This is a genomic window from Endozoicomonas sp. 4G (genome assembly GCF_023822025.1).
GTDB lineage: Bacteria > Pseudomonadota > Gammaproteobacteria > Pseudomonadales > Endozoicomonadaceae > Endozoicomonas_A.
This window is the reverse complement of the sequence record NZ_CP082909.1, coordinates 1484539-1505868: the sequence shown is the minus strand read 5'-3', so window position 1 is coordinate 1505868 and position 21330 is coordinate 1484539. Positions and strand designations below refer to the sequence as shown.

Here is a 21330-nt window from a genome sequence, read left to right as displayed (position 1 = left end):
ATTGATTAAATCACTTTTTTGACCGAGGTCATTATTTTCAGGATTCGGTAAAAAGTTCGTCAAGATTGCAATCGAGCACAGCCCGCTGTTTTTCATTCAGCTGCTTCAAGCGACCCACCAGTTGACCAAACCACACGGGCTTGTTCAGAACCACAACGGACTCCAGCTCCTGGTCCGATGGCAAAGCCCGGGACAGCGACTGGCACAAGGCATTAAACTCCAGATGCCTGAGATCTCTGGCCAGTATCATTTCGCCCAGATCATTTTTACTGACGATATCCTGATCCAGCAAATAACTGGTATAAAGCTCCCAATCTTCAAGAGAGAGATTCCATCCCCCCTGATGTAGCTGTTTCAGCTTGAGACCCATCCCTTTTTGAAACTGCTCACTAAATCCGTTCAGAACCACCAGAACGCCGAGCAAAGGTGGCAGCGTCTCATTTCTGGCCTGGTTGGATAGCGCAAAACTCCTGACCAGTACCGCACCAAAAAGAACCAGCACCCAACTGAAATAGATCCACAACAAAAACACGGGAACAGCCGCAAAGGCACCATAGATCAAATGATACGACGGAGACAGAGTAATAAACAGGGCAAAGCCCCCCTTCGCCAATTCCAGCAGAAAAGCTACCACCAGGGCTCCTGTAAAAGCGTGACGAAAAGGTACAGGCCGATTGGGCACAGCCAGATAAAGTAAGGTAAAAACGAGGCTACTCAACAACATGGGAGTTAACCGCAACAGCCACTGGTCAACCCCAAGATAAGCGGTGGTATCAGCGATCAGCTTCAGGGACGCCAGGTAAGAGGTCAACACAAAACCAACCCCAATCAGAAAGGGTCCCATGGTGAGAATCGCCCAATAGAGCAAAAAGCCGGCGACTCCCCGACGAACCCGATCTACCTGCCAGATCTGGTTAATGGCACGATCAATTGTCCTGAGCATCATAAATGCCGTAACCACCAGAAAGGCAACACCCACTCCTGTCAACTTTCGTGCCTGCTGGGAAAAGCTGGAAAGATAAGATTGAATCTGCTCACTCGCTGTCGGAACAAAGTGACTGAATATAAAACTCTGAACCGTATCACCCACCCCCTGAAATGAAGGAATAGCCGACAACATGCTATAAGTGACCGTCATCATCGGCACCACGGCAAACAGCGTCGTATAAGTCAATGCCGCAGCGTTATCAAGGCAACGGTGCTTGAAGAAAGTATCTGAGACAGACAGCAGGTAGGCTCGAAACCAAAGAACACGTTGAGCCCTTATGGAACCGAAAGGACGCGAATCTGGCATAACCAATCCCTAATATTGAGAAGAGCCCGGACAGAAAATTTCCGGGGCTCAAGCGACAGCGCGTCAGTTTTTATGCCCGGGAGGAAAACCATTCAGTATTGCCTTAACCGCAGTGTTAATCTTTTCACTGCGCTTTTCGGGTGTGGCACCTTGCACCACTCTGGAAGTCGAACGTCCACGCCATTGGAGCTGATGATTTTCCGGGTTCACAAAGTCGATAATGAGCGAGCCTTCCTCATAGTCTCTCACTTGAGTTTCAGTCGTAGCGCCCATACCCCAGAAGCCCCAGCCATACCCCATGGAAGTCGTCATTTGATTCAGCTCTCTGCGTGTGCGGGTCGTGGTCAGATAATTTACCAGAAAGTCCGGATGATCCTCTTTACTCACCTCCCGATACCCCCTGGTCTGAAGATCGCTGTTGATAGCGGTCCGGATGCGCATATCCGTCAAACCATTGATCTGATACCCCTTGACCTTATTGTTCTCGCCCGGCTTGTTCAGCCACGCATAGGTTTTCCAGTCTTTCATGGACTGGGTAGCAGCGGGAGAATTGTTGTAGTCCCAGTTGAGCTTCTGGCTGGAGCAGCCAACCATTACGACCGCAATAATCACAACCAGCGACAGTTTAAGCTTATACATGACCATACCTGCCTTTTGAGAAGAAGGTTTTATTAGACTTGTTGTCCACCAGCGACCGAACAAGCCTGAACATGCTGATAACAACTGTAGGGAATTATATGGTTGATTTGATTAAAAGTGGATAGATTTGCTGAACTTTTGTCTACGGATATCAATTGCACCGGAACCCATTCAACGATAATCTTCCCGTCACAGATACCCTTGCGAAAGATAAGTCGAGAGAAAGGCAATATGAGCGTCACCATTTACCATAACCCCCGCTGTTCAAAGTCCAGACAGACTCTGGCTCTGATTGAAGAAAAGGGCATCCACCCCGACATAGTGCTGTACCTGGAAAACCCACCCAGCGAAGCCACTTTATCTGATATTCTGAAACAATTAGGCAAGAGCCCGGAAGCACTGATGCGCAAGGGTGAGCAGGAATACAAGGATCACGTCAAAGGTCAGGACCTCTTAGAACAGCAGCAAATTGAGACAATGGTCGCCTATCCAAAAATCATTGAAAGACCTATCGTCGTCTGTAATGGTCAGGCTCGTGTCGGTCGTCCGCCGGAATCCGTACTGGAGATCCTGTAATCGTGGATCTGACTCAAAAAGCCAACCTCAGCTACCGGTTTAGCCTGGTACTCTACTTGTGTCTGCTATCTTCGCAGGCGGCAAAAGTACTCTGGCTGGACCCACCTCAAAACTCAGTCTGGATGATTGCGTCTTTCACTATTATCCCACTGTTACTGCCTGTTTACGGGTTAATCAGACGCCAGCCAAGAGCGACGGCCTGGCTGTGCTTCATTCTCTGCTTTTATTTTATCAGCGGTGTGCTTGATGCCTGGTTTATCACCGATTCCATTCATGGCTGGCTAATTACCCTGTTCAGCAGTGCGCTGTTTATCTCTGCCATGATGTTCACCCGCTGGCAAGGACAATTAAACAATCAGCCTGAGTAACTGAGTCCTTTCCTTCTTGACAGGCCAGCTGGCTAGTGCAGGAAAGCACTAATACCCATACAGATCAAAATATGCTTTGATATGCGCTCATTTCTCTTCAGTAGTTGTAGCACGGATGCCATCAAAGCATACCCAACAAATCATCTTGTCAGAACAGCAACGCAATGCCCTTGACCTGATTGTTCGCCAACGGAAAAGTTCTCAGGCTATGGTGCTCAGAGCCAAAATCATTCTGTTGGGGGCACAAGGGAAAAGTCTTCAGGGAACGACTAAAGAACTCAAGTGTAACCGTGAAACCGTCACTCGCTGGAGAAAGCACTGGGTCGAGCGTAGTGATGAGATTCCAGTATTAGAAAAACTCAAAGAGGCTCCTCGCCCTGGCGCAAAAGCCAAGTTCACCGAAGAGCAAATTTGCTTGATTGTTGCCATGTCTTGCGACAAACCAGGGCTGAAGGCACACCACAAGATGAACTTGGCGTTAAGGGTAAGTCCGGTATCCTGAAGAACATGAGGACACGGGCTGCGTACCTGACTGATACATCCCATAAGATCGTTTTTCACTATACTCCGAAACATGCATCATGGCTGAACCAGATAGAAATATGGTTTTCGATTCTGGTAAGACGTTTTCTGAAGCGAAACAGCTTTACTTCAAAAGAAGACCTGAAAGCTCGGCTTCACCAGTTTGTTGACTTCTTCAACGAGAAAATGGCGAAGCCATTTAAATGGACTTACAAAGGTCGGCCATTGCAGGTGCGATGCTGTATGGATATTAGAGCTTGGGTGCACTAGGCTTATCAATCTGTCGAACTGAATTGTCTCAATCAGCTCGGCAGATTTCGCCGTGCCTGCTCTAAAATGGAAACAGAGCAGGTTGTGTGTTTGCATGTCGCACAACCTTAGAGGTTTCATTATGCCAAGGCAGATTCTCGTTCCTGTTGCTCATGGCTGCGAAGAAATCGAAGCCATTACCATTATTGACACACTTCGCAGGGCTGGGGCTCAGGTCTCTGTTGCCGCCTGCACCCTCGACGGTAATCTGGAAATTGAAGCATCCCGAGGTATTAAGTTAATAGCCGACGGCCATATCGAAGCCTGCCTGAATACAAACTTCCATTTGATAGCTCTGCCCGGTGGTATGCCGGGGGCTGCCAACCTCAGGGACAACGCACACCTTACCGAGCTTCTGAACAGGCAAAAGACAGCCCACCGCTGGTATGCCGCCATCTGTGCCTCATCAGCCGTTGTGCTGGCTTACCACTCTCTGCTCGATAATGTCCGCGCCACTTGCTACCCTACTTTTTTTGATCAACTGGAGGGGGCTTTGCCGCAACCTGAAAGCCCGGTCGTCGTCGATCAGAAAAAACGGGTGATTACCGCCCAGGGGCCCGGCTCTGCCATGGCCTTCAGCTTCGCTCTGGTTGACGCGGTATACGGTAAAGATGCATACCGTCCCATAGCCAAACAGATGCTGGCAGACTGGGCATTATAAGTACTCAACGACCGAAAGCTGTGAGCAAAGAGAAATGAGCGCTTCCCTAAAGCAAGGCATCTATGGTTTGATGAAAAAAGGGTTTAGAAAAAGCTGGTACGGACGCTAGTACTAATTAATAAAGCCTTGAGGTACTCATTATGGAAAGTATTATCATTCTCTTTTTATGTGGACTGGCTCTCTACCAGTTAAGCCTGAGACAAGATAAAATCGCCGAGCAGCTGATCGCCCGGACCTTTGACCGGTTTGAACGACGATACAACAATATTACCTACTCCTGCCTGAGCTCTACCGTCGTTAAAAAACAGCTGCTCGGCTTTCCTTCTGTTCCTCTGGTACCTTCGGTCAACTATACAGCCAGAGCCTTATGTTATTCCGAGAACAAGAACTGGTTCTGGTTTGATGCCAGTATCCGCAACATGAAACTCTGTTCAACCAGTATTACACCGGTTTCACAACCAGAAGCCTGCGATGCATTGAGCAGTGACCCGGACATTCTCAGTCAGTATTTTCCTGAGGAAAAAAATAACCAATCCAACGCCAGCACCTGACGGACGCTTTTAAACAACTGTTCAAAAAACCTTCAGGCAATCAGAGGGTATCACAAAACTCTAACCACTCGTTCCCAGTCGAGTCGCCCGAGAGAACTTCCCCCTCAGGATCGGGTAGAAGGAGCTACCAGTTGTAACTCCAACCCCCTCAGATCCCGGCGTGCGGATTTCCCGCACCGGGCTCTTCAGCATCTGACTTACAGCACTGCCATAAACTGCATCCTCCAAAAGGGGATCGCTATCTTTGGTTTCAGTAACGGCATGATCTGTTTGAGGCGGTTAAACATTTCCCAAGTCACCTTGCCTTTTCGGCTTCGCCTACTGAGCATCTTGCGCCAATATCTCTCCACAGACCGATACAATTTGCAAAGGCTCCGGAAGTTCCCTCCCATTCCATAGTAAGCGTAGTGTCCCTGTAAACGACGATTGATAGCTGTTAATTGTTCATGCAACGGATCGTGGCGGATGCGTCTTAGCAGCTCTTTGAATTTCTCAATACTTCGCCTAAGCCGTGCTCTCTCCGTCTTACGACCAACCATGAAGTTTCCCTTCTGGTTCCGGGTGCAGTAATGGGTAAATCCAAGGAAATAGACCATCTTCGGGCGCTTCTTTTGCCGGTGAGCAAAACGGCCAAACTGAATCACAAAACCCGTCATCAGAATCATCCAGCCAACAAGCCTCAGGGACAACCAGCCATGTCAGAGGCTCTTTCACCCACCCCCTGTCGTCTGGTTCTGGCGGTGGCAATGAACATCCTGAACAAGACCTGCATACGTTTGGTTTAAATTGTTATGCCGGTTCCTGTCATGGTGTTTGTGAACTCCGTCAAAAATTCAATAATGTTACGTTAGCTGAAGAGTCGCTGAGTTACGCAGAAAGTTCGACAGGACACAGTCATCATGAGACGACAGAAACACAACCCTCTCAGCCACAAGCCCATGAGGGCGCCGTAGTAGTGGGAAAAATAGATGAAAACGCAGCAGCTTGTCACATTATTTCAGAAACCATAAACCACTTGCATTGGTTAAAAGCTATTCTCATTGAAAAGGATGTGCGTGATAGAGCAGGATCCGCTAACCCGAATATTCAGGTATTCAGTAATGCCATCGAATTACTTGATTTTCTCAACCCTTACTATATTTCAATAACTCAAGAGAGAGAACCGGATCATGGCTTTTCACAAGGCTATAGCTACACCTGGCTTCACTTCTTTTATAAGGGTAAGCCGTTGTTCTCAGTAAAAAAACTGACAGTGAAACTAGTTTTTCAGAGTTTTATGGGAAATGGGCAGATATTAAAACCGAAGAGTTATTTATTGAACTCTATTACACTCCTTATGCCCCAGGGTACCAATCTGCAAAAAGTGAGTTTGAGAAACACAGGAAAAAATAGCACACTCAGGGAAAAATACCTTTGAGTTTTCAGCCGCACCAGTAGCCTGATGATCAGGGCAGCTCTTCTCAAACTGGCTCCCACGTTAGAACCCAAAGGGCCCAAAGACATGGGAACCAGAATGCTAAACACCCATTTTAAAACGACAATTATGTCTACTTATATTCAGGCTGGTCTGCAAAATCCTCTTTAGGCAGCAAGAGTTCATCACCGTTGGTAGAGCCAAGGTTTTCAACATTCACGTGAGAGCCATTCGATTTCAAAAATGAAAGAGTTGCTTCAACAATGCTTTCATGGACATCTACGTCATTAGGCAGCAGGTCTTGATCTTCAGATGCCGCATCCACTGGAACAAAACTGGACATGTGCGTGCCATAACCATAACGGGAAGCACTACGGATAGTGGTTACACCCTGTACACCGTTGTCACCACCAACCAGCAAATCCAAACCCAAGGTTCTGATCAGAGGATCTGTACCACCCAGCGGCATCTCATGGGCCTGATTAACAATCACAAAATCGCCCGGATTGAAATCCTTACCATCGCCTTCCATCGCGGCAAGAGCCATGGCTGTCATATTCAGTTCATTTGAACCATCGCCCACGGCCTCAGTCAGCAGAATAGGCTCATCAGGATATTGAGCCAGCACCTTGGCGTAACTCACCGGGTCAGAAGGGTCGGTAATAGCCTGATAAGCAATCTCGGCGGGGATTTTATAGACTTGCCAGATTTGCTCCTCAAACTCAGCAAAGTCAGCCGGTGCCGGGTTGCCCATAGCAGCACTGGCGGCCAGCACATCATCCGCCAATTGACGTATATGCTCATCGGCAATCTGATCAGGCTGGGTCAGATCAACATTTTCCAACCCCTCGCGATATTCGTCGGTTTTATCCAGGGCAGCCACTTTCTCATCCTTCGAAAGCTGTGTTACCGGATTGTAGAAACCCAACGTCTCAGCCATAAATAAACGGAAAGCGGCAGAGTGCAGAGCGTCTTCCTTCATTTCTGGCAGTAACACAGGCGACTGTATCAGAACAGTGGCGACACCCGCACCGGGCACATTCACTGTTGTCGTCTTCAGGTCCAGCTTTTCTTTATACTGAGGGAAATGCTCTTGGGCATCTCTGATAATACCAGAGATAATAGTGCCGTGAATGCCTCCCAGTGAACTCCCCAGCATGTGCACATTGTTAGTATCGAGAAGCGTCTCACCCTTATGGTTCACACCATTGGCGATCGCCATGCGGATGCCGACATAATCCAGGGCCACCTGCCACATAAAGCCGCGTGTAGTTAACAGATTTTCAGCACTGGCATAATCCGTCCGGCGTTCCGAAGCATCCAGATCAGCCACACCGTCGCCATCAATATCCACGGCTCTGTCACCGTGCATGGGATGGTCGATGGCTACCACCGCATAACCGGAACCAACCAGCTGTTTAGCAAAGATTTCAGCTTCGTCTTTTGAGCCACCGAAGCCATGGCTGTGCATAACCACCTTAAATCCGCCGTCAGGCACCTCACCTGTGGGCAGATAAATTTTGGCTTTTATGGAAGCCTCTTTAAACACCTTGATATCAGCAGCATTGCTGGCATTAATAGGTGTACCGTCGCTTGTTTGGAAATAACTGAAAGCGCCTGAACAGAATTCCTGTGGTGCTACCCTATATTCATTGAAGTTCTCAGGATGACTGTCGTGGCTGCCACCTTCTTGCATACTGACGACATATTCATTGTATTCACAGTTTACTCCCATCTCAGGTGTATCCAGATAGGCTGGCAAGTTGATGGTCGCAGAGAAAACACGGAATTCAGCTGTTTCTGTGGGCTCTTGTTCTGAAATTGATACGCCTTCCTTCGCCAGCTGTTCAGAAATCGCCGTGACAACTCTATTCTGCTCAGTACTCACTGAAGATGAAGCAAATGTTTCTTCCACTAAACCAGAGAATTGGGTTCCTGAGGAGTACTCACCAAGATACTTTTCAACCACAGGTCGAATCACACTGATATTGCTGCCCGTAGTAAAATCAGCCGCATAAACAATACTGCTATCAGAAAGACCCGCACCTGCCAACTGATCAATAACACCCTGCAAATGCAGACCCATTTCATCATTACTGCTTAACAGCTGCTTATAAGCAGACGGAGTTTGCAAAGGTTGACCATGGGCGTCCTGCAACCCAGTTGTCAGAACAACAAAATAGCGGGTCGCTTCGTCAAAAGGCTTCAGGGGCTCAATATTAATAGTGCCCGCCTCTGCCAGAATTGCCCGGTAATCTACATTCCAAACCAGCTCTTCAAGCGTACCATCCTTTTCCCGGAACATTTTAATGCCACTCTGGAACGTAGCCGGATCAATGGAGGGTGAGCCACCGGATGATTCCGGCGCTTTGGTGAATTCCAGAATCATGGGAACGGATGTGCCCCAGCCTGGCTGAGAACCGTAGTAGTTCCAGAAAGTATTGGGGCTATCACCCGTAGCATCCCCAAGAGTAGCAGCCCAGTCTGTCTCCCCGGGTACTTTCAGCGAGCCATCTTCATCAAACCCGACAATATCATTGGGGTAAGGGATAACACCATTGGCTGGATCAAACTTTAACGTCTGGGATTGAAGGGTGACTTCTTCAACATCGTCGTTTAGAACATCATCACAACCTGCCAGTAACATAACGGGCAGAGCCAATGAAACCGCTTTAGCTAAACGTGTGCACTGCATCATTTTTCCCTTGTAATTATTTTTCATCACTCTCGGCGAGGGGCATTTGAAGAATGCCTTATTAACAATATCTAATCTCAACTCTCTAATGGCTATTCGCACTTTTACCTACACAACAAACAAATTAATAAGATCTATTTAGAGGAGCTGGGATTATTAACGAGCAGGTATAGTTAGACAATCGACTCAACCTATAAGGCCGTCAAAAAAACAATTCATTGACCCATGTCATTTAAATGCAACTAAACCCTAAGTATTTACACCTGATACAAAAAGGCCCGAGTATTTAACTACTCAGGCCATTCAGTTTAAATTAATTTCGCCCATTTAGTTAATGGATTAATTAATCAGGACTACGCCCCTTATTAGCAGCAATTCTCAGCCTTAATGCATTCAATTTAATAAAGCCTTCAGCGTCTGCCTGATCATAAGCACCGGCATCATCTTCAAAGGTGGCAATATTTTCATCAAACAGAGAGTCATCCGACTGACGACCAACCACCGTGACATTCCCTTTATACAACTTCAGACGTACGACACCATTCACGCAGTCCTGACTTTCATCAATCATCTTCTGGAGCATCTCACGCTCGGGAGACCACCAGTAACCGTTGTAAATCAGCTTCGCATACCTTGGCATCAGCTCATCTTTCAGATGCGCTACTTCACGATCAAGGGTGATGGATTCGATGGCCCTGTGCGCCTTCAGCATAATGGTTCCACCGGGAGTCTCGTAGCAACCTCGGGACTTCATACCGACGTAACGATTCTCAACAATATCCAAACGTCCGATACCATTCTCCCCACCGACTTTGTTCAGGTGAGCCAGAACCGTTGCCGGTGTCATGTCCTGACCATCAATGGCAACAATGTCACCTTTCTTGTAGGTCAGTTCCAGATACAGCGGCTGATCCGGGGCCTTTTCCGGAGATACGCTCCAACGCCACATTTCTTCTTCAGCTTCAGCCCAGGGATCTTCCAGAATGCCGCCTTCGTAAGAAATATGCAGCAGGTTGGCATCCATAGAATATGGGGATTTGCCTTTCTTCTTCTCAATCTCGATACCGTGCTCTTGACAATAAGCCAGCAGTTTTTCACGGGAATTCAGATCCCATTCACGCCAGGGAGCAATCACCTGCACACCAGGCTTTAACGCGTAGGCACCCAGCTCAAAACGCACCTGGTCATTACCTTTGCCAGTAGCCCCGTGGGAGATAGCGTCTGCCCCGGTCTCATTGGCAATTTCAATCAATCGTTTGGAAATCAGAGGACGGGCGATGGAAGTACCCAGCAGGTACTCACCTTCATATACGGTATTGGCTCGGAACATTGGAAAGACAAAATCCCGAACAAACTCTTCACGCAGATCTTCGATATAGATCTCTTTGATGCCCAGTGCTTCTGCCTTGGCCCTGGCAGGCTCTACTTCTTCGCCCTGACCCAGGTCTGCGGTAAATGTCACCACTTCGCACTGGTAAGTGTCTTCCAGCCATTTAGCAATGACGGAGGTATCCAGCCCCCCCGAATAGGCCAGCACTACTTTTTTTATCTCTTTCACCCTGCACTCCCAATTAGCAAGTACTCAAAACCTGATTTTTGAAAGAGTATTGATGATACAAAGCCGATAATCAATACTTATTCAATAAAATAGCATATAAATTCAATATTTTTACTTTTGAGGGCTCTCTCCCACACCCTGAACCGCCAAACTCAATAGCTAAATATCACTACCAAGCCAGCATGATTTTAGATAGGATGCCACCCCGGTGAAAACACTTTTACGCTGTTGCTACCCAGCAGTCACTCTTTCTTCCCTGAAAACAGGTATTCCTCAGCAGATGACGCACATGCCCATAGTGAAAGAAAAGCTCTCTCTGACACGCCCTGATGACTGGCATATTCACCTCAGAGACGGCGCAGCCCTGGCCGAAACGGTGCGTTCTGCAGCCAGAAACTTTGCCCGCGCCATTATCATGCCAAACCTGCGTCCACCGGTACTGAATGCTGATGATGCTGCTGAATACAAGGCCCGAATTCTTGAGCATGTGCCTGCGGGCAGTCAGTTTGAGCCACTGATGACCCTGTACCTGACGGATAATACTACCCCGCAGATGGTTCGTGAAGCCAAAGCCAGAGGGGATGTCAGTGCTTTGAAGCTCTATCCAGCCGGGGCTACCACTAACTCTGACTCTGGCGTCACCGACATCAGCAATATTGAAAAAAGCCTGGCAACCATGGCTGAAGTGGGCCTGCCACTGCTGGTACACGCTGAAGTCACTGACAAAGACATTGATATATTCGATCGTGAAAAAGTCTTCATTGATCGTTACCTGAGAGATATCACGGTTCGCCACCCTGACCTGAAAGTGGTGATGGAACACATTACCACGGCTGACGCGGTTGAATTTGTCAAAAGCAGCCACAGCAATGTAGCAGCGACCATTACGGCGCACCATCTGCTGTACAATCGCAACGATATGCTGGCAGGAGGCATTCGCCCTCATTACTACTGTTTGCCGATCCTGAAGCGTAATATTCACCAGCAGGCCCTGCTGGAAGCCGCCACCAGTGGCAACCCGAAATTTTTCCTGGGCACGGATTCTGCACCCCATACGGTCGATGCCAAAGAGACTGCCTGTGGCTGTGCGGGTTGCTACACCGCACCGGCGGCACTGGAGCTGTATGCTGAGGCCTTTGAGAGCATGAATGCACTGGATAAACTGGAAGCATTCGCCAGCCACTTTGGTCCGGATTTCTACGGCCTGCCCAGGAACCAGACTTCCGTAACCCTGATTAAGGAAGAGTGGCAGTTGCCGGATTCCATCCCCCTGGGAGACAATCAGGTGATTCCTCTGCGTGCAGGTGAAACCCTGAACTGGCGCCTGCAAACTCAGGACTGATACTTTCTACTGACACTTTCTACTGACTCTGAAAGAACCAAGGAGATTCCGTGGTCGATGATAGCCACCTGATGGCCAACCGCTTTCGTGGTTTCTTACCCGTTGTGGTGGATGTAGAGACCGGAGGTTTCAATTCCGCCACCGATGCCCTGCTGGAAATTGCGGCAGTCGTCATTGAGATGGACGAAAGCGGCTATGTGCACCCCGGTAAGCCTCAGTCTTTCCATATCAAACCTTTTGAAGGTGCCAATATTGAACCGGCGGCGATTGAGTTTATCGGTGTGGATCCTTTCCACCCGCTTCGCATCGCTACTGAAGAAGAGCAGGCACTGAATGCCATTTTTAAAACAGTGCGTAAGGAAGTAAAGAAGCAGGGTTGCAACCGGGCAGTACTGGTGGGTCACAATGCATCGTTCGACCTTGGTTTTCTTATGGCCGGGGCAGAGCGCTGTAAGATCAAGCGCAACCCATTCCACCCCTTCTCCTGTTTTGATACAGCGTCCCTGTCGGGCTTGGCCTATGGGCAGACGGTGCTGGCCAGGGCCTGCGAGGCGGCAGATATCCATTTCAATAAGGGTGAAGCCCACTCAGCCCGTTATGACACCGAAAAAACTGCCGAGCTGTTTTGCTCTATCGTTAATCGCTGGAAGGATCTTGGCGGCTGGCTTTAGAGAGCGAGAAGGCTCACCGGGACACCGGTGAGCTTATCTGAAATTCAGTTCGGATAATGTTTTTCAAGGTATTGAGCAACCGCATCATCATTGCATTCACCAATCACTTCGTGATCAGGCAGTTTTGCTTTCAGTCGCTCCGTCGCATTGGCCATCACCAACCCTTTGCCAACTACCTGTAGCATCTCAACGTCGTTCATACCGTCACCGAATGCCACTGCGTCTTTTAGCTCCAGTCCTTTGAGTTTCATCACCTCTTCCAGAGCGGCACCTTTGCTCACAGCCGGGGCCATGATTTCAAGGCAGGTATTTAAAGAGAAGGTCATATTCACGGAGTCACCAAAGGCATCATGAATATCCCGCTCAAGATCAAGCAACTCATCGTGCTCTTTGGCAACGAAGAACACTTTGATAATCTTCTCGACAGGAATCGTATCCAGACTCTGCATGGTGTAGCTGAACCCTGTGTCCTTGTGAAACTTCAACACGTCTTCATGATGCTGCTCGACATACCACTTATCTTCGCTGTAAACACTCAGAAAAACCGTATCACTGTATTGACGACCCAGGGCAATTAAAGGCTGGATAAAATCCGGGTTCAGATCATGACGGATGATCATCTCCCCCTGGGGATTATGGGCACGGGCACCATTAGACGTAATGGTAAACATATCAATGTCCAGCTGTGCCCTCAGCTCTTCAACATCCAGGTAATGTCTGCCCGTGGCAAACACAAAACGAATCCCCTGGCTGCTTAAACGACGAATCACTGCTTTTGTGCGGGGTGCCAGCTCATGCTGGTCATTGAGAAGGGTGCCATCAAGATCTGAAACAACAACTGGATACATGCATACCTCTGTAGGAGAGTGCGTTTTATCTAACAGGTGCGTTAGTCTCTCAATTATGCACACCTGTCCCATTTTCTGACAATAGGCGCATGTACGGAAGCCGCTGGGTAACGGCTTCGGCCAGGTGCCTTACACGAACGTAATCTCAGCGTCTTTAAGTGTTGCCTTAATAACATCACCGGGAGAATACTGACCGGAAAGTATGGATTCTGCCAGTGGGTTCTCAATACTGCGCTGAATGGCCCGCTTTAATGGGCGGGCACCGTAGACAGGATCGAAACCCACTTCAGCCAGTTTTTTCATGGCTTCGTCTGAGATCTCCAGGGACAAACCGTTTTCAGCAAGACGCTTGTCCAGTCGGCTTAACTGAATGGCCGCAATGCCTTCTATCTGTTCTTCAGTCAACGGATGGAAGACCACCAGCTCATCGACACGATTGACAAACTCAGGTCTGAAGTGAGCCCCCACGACATCCATAAGCGTTGATTTCACGGCTTCAAAATCTTCACCCTGCATAGTCTGAATAACATCAGAGCCGAGGTTGGAAGTCATGACAATCACCGTATTTTTAAAGTCTACCGTTCTGCCCTGACCGTCTGTTAAGCGACCATCTTCTAATACTTGCAACAGAATATTAAAAACGTCGGGGTGCGCCTTTTCCACTTCATCCATCAACACCACGGAATAGGGTTTACGACGAACCGCCTCTGTCAGATACCCACCCTCTTCATAACCCACATAGCCGGGAGGCGCTCCCAGCAAACGGGCAACCGAGTGTTTTTCCATAAATTCGGACATATCAATACGAACAATGGCATCTTCTGTATCAAACAGAAATTCAGCCAACGCTTTGCACAGCTCTGTTTTACCGACACCGGTTGGCCCAAGAAACATAAAAGAACCATTAGGTCGATTGGGATCGGCCAGACCGGCTCTGGAACGGCGAACAGCGTTAGAAACAGCGACTACCGCTTCATCTTGACCAATAACACGACTATGAAGCGCCTTTTCCATGGTCAAGAGTTTTTCACGCTCCCCTTCCAGCATCTTGGCAACAGGAATACCGGTCCAGCGAGAGACGACTTCAGCAATCTCTTCATCGGTCACTCTGTTACGCAACAATTTAGTTTCGCCACCGGACTCAGCAGCGTCTGCTTCAGCCAGCTTCTTTTCCAGCTCAGGAATCTGGCCATACTGAATTTCTGACATTTTGGCGAGATCGCCGGAACGCTGGGCTGCTTCCAGAGCGATCAGTAATTGCTCACGTTCTTCCCGTAACTTCTGAGATCCCTGGAGGACGACTTTCTCGGCCTTCCAGATATCTTCAAGGTCTGAGTAGTCTCTTTCAAGGCGGCCCACTTCTTTATCTAGCAGTGTCAGCCGTTCTTTGGAAGCTCTGTCGTCTTCTTTTTTGAGCGCTTCCCGTTCAATTTTCAGCTGAATCAGACGACGCTCCAGACGATCCATCTCTTCCGGCTTGGAGTCCATTTCCATACGGATACGACTGGCGGACTCATCAATCAGATCGATCGCTTTATCGGGCAACTGTCTGTCCGTGATATAACGCTGAGAGAGTTTTACCGCAGCAACAATGGCCGGGTCGGTAATATCAACACCGTGATGGGCTTCATAACGCTCTTTCAGGCCACGCAGGATAGCAATCGTATCTTCTTCTGTTGGCTCATCCACCAGCACTTTCTGGAAACGGCGCTCCAGGGCGGCATCTTTTTCAATATACTGCCGGTATTCATCCAGTGTCGTCGCACCGACACAATGAAGCTCACCCCGGGCCAGGGCAGGCTTAAGCATATTACCGGCATCCATTGCTCCTTCTGCTTTACCGGCTCCTACCATGGTATGGAGTTCATCAATAAACAGAATAATCTGCCCCTCCTGTTTGGACAGCTCATTAAGCACCGACTTTAATCGCTCTTCAAATTCACCCCTGAATTTGGCACCGGCAATCAGCGAACCCATATCAAGCGACAAAAGCCTTTTACCCTTGATACCGTCAGGCACTTCGCCATTGATAATTCTTTGAGCCAGCCCTTCCACAATGGCGGTTTTGCCGATACCGGGCTCACCAATAATCACCGGATTATTTTTGGTTCTCCGTTGCAGCACCTGGACGATGCGCCTGATTTCATCGTCCCGGCCAATGACCGGATCCAGCTTGCCAGCTTCCGCCCGCTCAGTAAGGTCGATGGTGTAGGTCGCCAGGGCATTGCGATTGTCTTCGGCATTGGGATCATTAACCGCTTCGCCACCCCTGAGATTATTAATGGCATTTTCCAGAGCCTGCTGGCTGACCCCCTGCCCCTTCAGTACACGGGAAACGGACGAGCTACCCGCCATCATGACCAGAAGAACGGTTTCACTGGAAATAAACTGGTCACCTCTGTTCTGGGCTTGTTTATCAGCCAGATTCAGCAAGCGAATCGTTTCCTGAGAAGGTTGAATATCGCCGGTTGGCTGATTGATAACAGGCACCTGATCCAGTAGCTTTTCAAGCTCATCAACCAGTTGCTGCAAATTAAAACCCACCTGACTCAACAGCGGCTTGATGGAACCACCTGGCTGATTCAACAGTGCCAGTAACAGGTGGACAGGTTCTATTTGATTGTGATCTTTACCCAGAGCCAGTGACTGAGCATCTGACAATGCGGATTGCAGCTTACTGGTAAGTCTGTCTGCTCGCATAGTGAGTTCTCCCGCGCTTTATTACTTGCCGACAAGGCGGCTTATGTCACTTATATTGCGGCTGAATTGTTTTTTTCAAGACTCAGCTTTCCCACCTTTTCCTGAAATGGCTAAATAGAAATGCAGCGTCTAAGCTTGCTATGGACTGTCCCAAGGTGCCCTGAAAATGATTAAGTTGCAGCATTATCTGGCTCGGCTAATCGCTCTTGTATTCCTGCTACAAACCCTATCTCTCCAGGCTCAGGGGGTTGCTACCACTACCACTACTCCTACGGTATCGTGCGACTCTCTTAAAGGGCAGACGTCAGGGGTTCGGGATCGACTGAGCCAGTATAAAGGTCTGGTTCGCGGGCGACAGTGTGTTGTTTTTAGTACCTACCCGGATCCTAGCGGTTTGGATCTCGGAACCGAAGTCAGTCGGATTCCTGAAAACACTGTGATACTACTCTCCTCCAACACTATCCAGAGAGTAACGCCTACCCCTGCCCCATCCGTTAACCCTACAACGGGCAAAATTGCTGTGACCTATTGGCTTGGCACACCAATCGTTTTGAAGGATGGCCAGGATCTTATTGGGGCTGCTGATGACGGTTTTGAAATCGTCATTACGGGTACGCCAAATTTTAATATACCCCTTTTTGTCGATGTTGGAAGCGCTGACAAGTTCCTCTTCGATCAAACAAAACCCAATCATATAAAGCACATTACCTTCGAGTACATTCAGCTTAAAGGCACCGTTGCACTTAACAATGTTATTCTCGCAAAGTGCTATAACCGGAAACTGATTGTAGAAGACAACGTATTCAAACTTGCTAACCAGTTCGCAGTTTCCCTTGATTGCAAAGAACCTCTGGATGCATCTGCCAACGCTACGGGCCCGGGCCTGCGGTTCGCCAATAATACGGTCACAGGTCAGACCCTCATATTCCGTGGAGGCCTCCGCCTCGTCTACATTCCCGAAGGTGGGGTATTTATTAATCTTCCTGAAATTAAGAACCCGCCGCAGAAAATAGAGGTGATTGAGAATACATTCCAGAGCAGAATGGCAATAGCGGGCGAATTTATGCTTGGCGCCAGAGCCCGTCTGGATGTTTTCAGAAATACGGTTAACTCGACCAATGACGCTCTCACACTTCGTGAAGCCAAGGGCCTGCGAAACTCACCAAGGGGAGGCTTTGCTCTTAACGGCCATACCGATCCCAATGAAGAACCTCCTCGCTTCAATCTGGCAGGTAATCAGGTCCAGACAACAGAGACAGCGATAACCGTCACGGCTCCCCTTAAACTGGCCCTGGCCTGTAACCGCCTGCAAGGGATGACTCCGTGGCTACAACTGAAACCCGAACTCAGCCTGAAAGCCGTTGATGCCTTCCCGCTGACCAATGAGTGCGAAAGACGAGTCAGCTCAAGCGTTGTCATGCCAGTTTTGAACTCAACCACGGCCATACCAGCCTTGAACCCAACCGCTGCAATGCCAGCCTCGAACTCAACCGCTGCCATGCCAACGTATGGTCCTCATGCCATCAGCAAGATTGAGAATATCTGGACGGCCATCGGGGGCTCTAATGCGATGGCCTGCTGCGGGCTGATAAACGTCGAAGGTCTTTTATATTTTAAGTCAGCAGTCTGCCCTACAGCAATCTGCCCGTCGCCCTCTTCTTCCGTTGCTGTTGCGACGTCCAGCATAATCCCCACCACTGTAGCGACATCAACAGCCGTTCCAATAATCCCGTGCGACTCTCTGACAGGACAAAAACCGGGGGTTCAGAAACGGCTGGACCAATACAAAGAACTTGTCAGAGGACGGCAGTGCGCTGTTCTCAGTGCCGACCCGGCAGGAGATACAGCAAAGCTGATCAATCAGATTCCTGAAAACACCGTGATACTGTTCTCCTCTAATATTCACCAGGTATTGAGCTCTTCTCCCTCCGTTACCCCTGCAACGGGTGATACTACTGTTAATTATCTTATTGACAGCGAAATCCTTTTAAAGGACGGCCAGGATCTTATCGGGGCTGCTGATGACGGTTTTGAAATTGTCATCAAGCTCTCGGAGCGTTTTGCAAAGCCCTATATGGTCAGAGTTGGAAGCACTGACAACTTCCACTTTGACGAAATAAGAGACAGCCATATAGAACACATTACCTTTCTGCCCGCTGGCCCCAGATACCTGAAACCAGTTAACGCCATTGTTTCTGCAGGGTGCCATAACCGAAAACTGATTGTAGAAAGCAACCTGTTCCATCTTCCCAACTGGGCTGCTGTTGACCTTGATTGCAGAAAATCACTGGATGCATCGGCCAGTGACAATCGCCCGGGCCCAGGCTTGCTGTTCACCAACAACACGGCCATTGGCGACACCATCAGCATGTTGCACTTTGGCGTTATTCCCGAAGGAGGGATAATTGTTAATCTTCCTGCTATCAGGAATCAGGCTCAGAGGCTCGCAGTCATCGGGAACAGGTTCCGGGGCAAAATGGCCAATGCCGGTGACTTTAACCTTGGCCCCGGATCCAGTATCGATGTTTTTAGAAATACCATCGACAATATTGACAATGCTGGCCTCACACTTCGCGAGACTTTCGGTTTACGAGAACAACGGCGAGGGGGGTTTGCGCTTATCAGTCATGCAGATAACACGGTAAAACCTCCCCTCTTTAATCTGGCAGGTAATCAGATCCGAGTGACAGCGACAGCAATAACCTTTAGAGCCCCCCTTGAACTGGCTCTGGCCTGTAACCATCTGCAGGGGATCGTTCCGTGGCGACAACTCGAACCCGAGTTCAGTCTGAAAGCCTCTGATGCATTACCATTGGGAGGCGAGTGCCAAAGAGTAATGAGTTCAACGCTTGTCATGTCCACTCCAGGTTTAAACACCTTCATGGCAACTTCAGACTCAATCAATATTATGTCAACGTTGAACTCATTCACTGTCATGCCGACTTTGAGCTCAACTAATGTCATGCCGACTTTGATCTCAGCCGCTGGCATGTCGATTTTGAATTCAACCCATGTCATGCCAGCTTGGAACTCATCCACTGTCATGCCGACTTTGAATTCAACCAATATCATGCCGACTTTGATTTCAGCCGCTGCCATGTCGATTTTGAATTCAACCCATGTCATGCCAGCTTTGAACTCATCCACTGTCATGCCAGCTTTGAATTCAACCAATATCATGCCGATTTTGAATTCAACCAATGTCATGCCAGCCTTGAACTCATCCACTGTCATGCCCACTTTGAATTCAACCAATATCATGCCGATTTTGAATTCAACCAATGTCATGCCAGCTTTGAACTCATCCACTGTCATGCCCACTTTGAATTCAACCAATGTCATGCCAGCTTTGAACTCATCCACTGTCATGCCCACTTTGAACTCAACCAATGTCATGCCGATTTTGAATTCAACCAATATCATGCCAGCTTTGAACTCATCCACTGTCATGCCCACTTTGAATTCAACCAATGTCATGCCAGCCTTGAACTCATCCACTGTCATGCCGACTTTAAATTCAACCAATGTCATGCCAGCTTTGAACTCAACCTCTGTCATGCCAACAACTAGTTCCTATACCATTGCTGAAATTAAGAATACCTGGACGGCCATCAGAGGCTCCACTGCAACTGCCTGCAGTGGACTGATAAACGTCGAAGGTATTCTATTATTTGACTCAGCAGCCTGTACGACACTGATCTCTTCTTCACTTGCCATTGCGACTTCCAGCTCCAGCGCGATCTCCACCACCAGTACAATCACAAGCACCAGTGCAACCCCCACCACTACAACAGAACTTCCAATAGTACCGTGCGAATCTATCATAGGGCACGCAAGCGGGATTCAGAAACGACTGAACCAATATGAAAAGCTTGTCAGACAGCGTCAGTGCGTTGTACTCAGTCCCGATCCTGCGGGCGATTTCAGTGAGTTGATCAAACGTATTCCAGATAACACCGTTATACTGCTCTCATCCAGCGCAGCGACTCCAACCACCGCTGTCCCTTCGGCGGGTAAAACCGCCATTCATTACCTGATTGGCAGTGAAATAGTCTTGAAAAACGGTCAAGACATTATTGGCGCGGCTGATGACGGTTTTGAAATCGTCATTTCGCCTTTGCCAGATTATTTTGATCAACATATGCTCAGAGTCGGAAGCACCAGAAACTTCTATTTTGATGAAACCAGAGACAGTCACATAAGACAGGTGACTTTCCGGCCCACTGAATCCAGGGGCCGCTATCCCATTCAGACGATTGTTTTCGCAGAGTGCTATAACCGGCGACTGATTATAGAAGACAGTGTATTCCATCTTTCCAACTGGGCCGGGGTTGACCTTGATTGCCGATTACCTCTGGATGCATCGGCCAATGATTTGCGCCCTGGTCCCGGCCTGCGGTTCGCCAATAACACGGTGACTGGTAACATCATCAAAACCTTGCTCCTCGACTACATTCCCGACAAAGGGGTAGTGATTAATCTACCTGCCATCAGGAACCAGTCAAAACAGATCGCTCTTATCGGGAACAGATTTCAGGGCAATATGACAGGTGCAGGGGAGTTTACCCTTGGACACGGAACCCGTATGGATGTGTTCAGAAACAATGTCGACATTGACAATACAGGCAAGACACGTAAGGCGCTTTTTTCAGGAGTAGATCAACAAAGAGGAGGCTTCACTCTGACTGGCCATAAAGATATCAATGCAGAACTTCCTCTATTTAATCTCGCAGGCAATCAGATCCGGGTAACCGATACGGCTATAAGTATCAGGGAGCAACTGGAACTGGCTCTGGCCTGTAACCACCTGCAGGCATTCAATCCGTGGCGACAGGCTCAACAAGAATACCGCCTGATAGCCGCCGATCCATTACCACTGGCAAACGAATGCCAAAGATCAATGGGCTCAACCCATGTCATTCGAGATCACACTCCATTAACCATCAGCCAGATTCTAAATACCTGGACGGCCATTCATCATTCTACAGCCACTGCTTTGAGTGGACTGGTGAACTTTGAAGGTCAGTTCTTCTTTGAATTATCAGACCTTACGACAGAGCCTCCGGTTTCTATTGCTGACACGATCTCCAGCTCAAGAGCAGTGATTACTGGTTTGAGTATCATAACTACCCTGGCCGTGTTATATAGATACCATCAGGATCTTTAAAGCTGAGTGCTATAG

Annotated in this window: 17 protein-coding genes; 11 read left to right on the top strand and 6 right to left on the bottom strand. The window is 48.6% G+C overall.

What is annotated here, in order from left to right; translation table 11 throughout:
- Positions 1 to 37: 37 nt before the first annotated feature.
- Positions 38 to 1294, bottom strand: a complete 1257-nt coding sequence (locus tag K7B67_RS05625; RefSeq protein WP_252179382.1) for a YihY family inner membrane protein — start codon at positions 1292 to 1294, stop codon at positions 38 to 40.
- A 63-nt stretch (positions 1295 to 1357) separates the two neighbouring features.
- The gene (locus tag K7B67_RS05620; protein ID WP_252179381.1) at positions 1358 to 1933 is read right to left on the bottom strand and encodes a DUF4136 domain-containing protein; all 576 of its coding nucleotides are present in this window, start codon (positions 1931 to 1933) and stop codon (positions 1358 to 1360) included.
- A 231-nt stretch (positions 1934 to 2164) separates the two neighbouring features.
- Between K7B67_RS05620 and arsC the strand changes: the two genes are divergently transcribed.
- The 8 genes from arsC (at position 2165) to K7B67_RS05580 (ending at position 6337) form a co-directional block, all read left to right on the top strand.
- Positions 2165 to 2509, top strand: coding sequence for an arsenate reductase (glutaredoxin) (gene arsC, locus K7B67_RS05615; protein ID WP_252179380.1), 345 nt, complete (start codon positions 2165 to 2167; stop codon positions 2507 to 2509).
- A gap of 2 nt (positions 2510 to 2511) precedes the next feature.
- Positions 2512 to 2877 carry a DUF2069 domain-containing protein gene (locus K7B67_RS05610; RefSeq protein WP_252179379.1) on the top strand — a complete coding sequence of 122 codons (366 nt, stop codon included), beginning with the start codon at positions 2512 to 2514 and terminating at the stop codon, positions 2875 to 2877.
- 115 nt (positions 2878 to 2992) lie between these two features.
- Complete coding sequence (locus K7B67_RS05605; RefSeq protein WP_252176075.1) at positions 2993 to 3379, top strand: helix-turn-helix domain-containing protein; 387 nt, start codon at positions 2993 to 2995, stop codon at positions 3377 to 3379.
- The gene (locus tag K7B67_RS23840; protein ID WP_346658259.1) at positions 3289 to 3669 is read left to right on the top strand and encodes a transposase; all 381 of its coding nucleotides are present in this window, start codon (positions 3289 to 3291) and stop codon (positions 3667 to 3669) included. Before K7B67_RS05605 ends, K7B67_RS23840 begins: the two co-directional genes overlap by 91 nt.
- Positions 3670 to 3790: 121 nt before the next feature.
- Positions 3791 to 4369 carry a DJ-1 family glyoxalase III gene (locus K7B67_RS05595; RefSeq protein WP_252179378.1) on the top strand — a complete coding sequence of 193 codons (579 nt, stop codon included), beginning with the start codon at positions 3791 to 3793 and terminating at the stop codon, positions 4367 to 4369.
- 140 nt (positions 4370 to 4509) lie between these two features.
- Entirely contained in the window at positions 4510 to 4920 is a 411-nt protein-coding gene (locus tag K7B67_RS05590) for a hypothetical protein (protein WP_252179377.1), read from the top strand.
- A 569-nt stretch (positions 4921 to 5489) separates the two neighbouring features.
- The gene (locus K7B67_RS05585) at positions 5490 to 5705 is read left to right on the top strand and encodes a hypothetical protein (protein ID WP_252179376.1); all 216 of its coding nucleotides are present in this window, start codon (positions 5490 to 5492) and stop codon (positions 5703 to 5705) included.
- Between the two features lie 170 nt (positions 5706 to 5875).
- On the top strand, positions 5876 to 6337 hold the full coding sequence (locus tag K7B67_RS05580) for a hypothetical protein (RefSeq protein ID WP_252179375.1): 462 nt from the start codon (positions 5876 to 5878) through the stop codon (positions 6335 to 6337).
- 130 nt (positions 6338 to 6467) lie between these two features.
- Here K7B67_RS05580 and K7B67_RS05575 read toward each other — a convergent pair whose 3' ends face one another.
- Positions 6468 to 9032, bottom strand: coding sequence for a hypothetical protein (locus K7B67_RS05575; protein ID WP_252179374.1), 2565 nt, complete (start codon positions 9030 to 9032; stop codon positions 6468 to 6470).
- 340 nt (positions 9033 to 9372) lie between these two features.
- Positions 9373 to 10587, bottom strand: coding sequence for an argininosuccinate synthase (locus tag K7B67_RS05570; RefSeq protein ID WP_252179373.1), 1215 nt, complete (start codon positions 10585 to 10587; stop codon positions 9373 to 9375).
- A gap of 289 nt (positions 10588 to 10876) precedes the next feature.
- Between K7B67_RS05570 and pyrC the strand changes: the two genes are divergently transcribed.
- On the top strand, positions 10877 to 11929 hold the full coding sequence (pyrC, locus tag K7B67_RS05565) for a dihydroorotase (protein WP_252180534.1): 1053 nt from the start codon (positions 10877 to 10879) through the stop codon (positions 11927 to 11929).
- Between the two features lie 71 nt (positions 11930 to 12000).
- Entirely contained in the window at positions 12001 to 12600 is a 600-nt protein-coding gene (rnt, locus tag K7B67_RS05560) for a ribonuclease T (RefSeq protein WP_252180533.1), read from the top strand.
- 44 nt (positions 12601 to 12644) lie between these two features.
- Here the strand turns inward: rnt and K7B67_RS05555 are convergent, their stop codons facing one another.
- Complete coding sequence (locus tag K7B67_RS05555; RefSeq protein WP_252179372.1) at positions 12645 to 13448, bottom strand: Cof-type HAD-IIB family hydrolase; 804 nt, start codon at positions 13446 to 13448, stop codon at positions 12645 to 12647.
- A gap of 129 nt (positions 13449 to 13577) precedes the next feature.
- Entirely contained in the window at positions 13578 to 16148 is a 2571-nt protein-coding gene (gene clpB / locus K7B67_RS05550) for an ATP-dependent chaperone ClpB (protein ID WP_252179371.1), read from the bottom strand.
- 166 nt (positions 16149 to 16314) lie between these two features.
- On the opposite strand from clpB, the gene K7B67_RS05545 reads away from it, so the two are divergent.
- Entirely contained in the window at positions 16315 to 21315 is a 5001-nt protein-coding gene (locus K7B67_RS05545; protein ID WP_252179370.1) for a hypothetical protein, read from the top strand.
- Positions 21316 to 21330 lie beyond the last annotated feature (15 nt).

Coding starts and splice junctions, on each gene's coding strand:
- K7B67_RS05625 (WP_252179382.1), bottom strand. CDS start 1,294: ATGCCAGATTCGCGTCCTTTCGGTTCCATAAGGGCTCAACGTGTTCTT.
- K7B67_RS05620 (WP_252179381.1), bottom strand. CDS start 1,933: ATGTATAAGCTTAAACTGTCGCTGGTTGTGATTATTGCGGTCGTAATG.
- arsC (WP_252179380.1), top strand. CDS start 2,165: ATGAGCGTCACCATTTACCATAACCCCCGCTGTTCAAAGTCCAGACAG.
- K7B67_RS05605 (WP_252176075.1), top strand. CDS start 2,993: ATGCCATCAAAGCATACCCAACAAATCATCTTGTCAGAACAGCAACGC.
- K7B67_RS05595 (WP_252179378.1), top strand. CDS start 3,791: ATGCCAAGGCAGATTCTCGTTCCTGTTGCTCATGGCTGCGAAGAAATC.
- K7B67_RS05590 (WP_252179377.1), top strand. CDS start 4,510: ATGGAAAGTATTATCATTCTCTTTTTATGTGGACTGGCTCTCTACCAG.
- K7B67_RS05585 (WP_252179376.1), top strand. CDS start 5,490: ATGGGTAAATCCAAGGAAATAGACCATCTTCGGGCGCTTCTTTTGCCG.
- K7B67_RS05575 (WP_252179374.1), bottom strand. CDS start 9,032: ATGATGCAGTGCACACGTTTAGCTAAAGCGGTTTCATTGGCTCTGCCC.
- pyrC (WP_252180534.1), top strand. CDS start 10,877: ATGCCCATAGTGAAAGAAAAGCTCTCTCTGACACGCCCTGATGACTGG.
- rnt (WP_252180533.1), top strand. CDS start 12,001: ATGGCCAACCGCTTTCGTGGTTTCTTACCCGTTGTGGTGGATGTAGAG.
- K7B67_RS05555 (WP_252179372.1), bottom strand. CDS start 13,448: ATGTATCCAGTTGTTGTTTCAGATCTTGATGGCACCCTTCTCAATGAC.
- clpB (WP_252179371.1), bottom strand. CDS start 16,148: ATGCGAGCAGACAGACTTACCAGTAAGCTGCAATCCGCATTGTCAGAT.
- K7B67_RS05545 (WP_252179370.1), top strand. CDS start 16,315: ATGATTAAGTTGCAGCATTATCTGGCTCGGCTAATCGCTCTTGTATTC.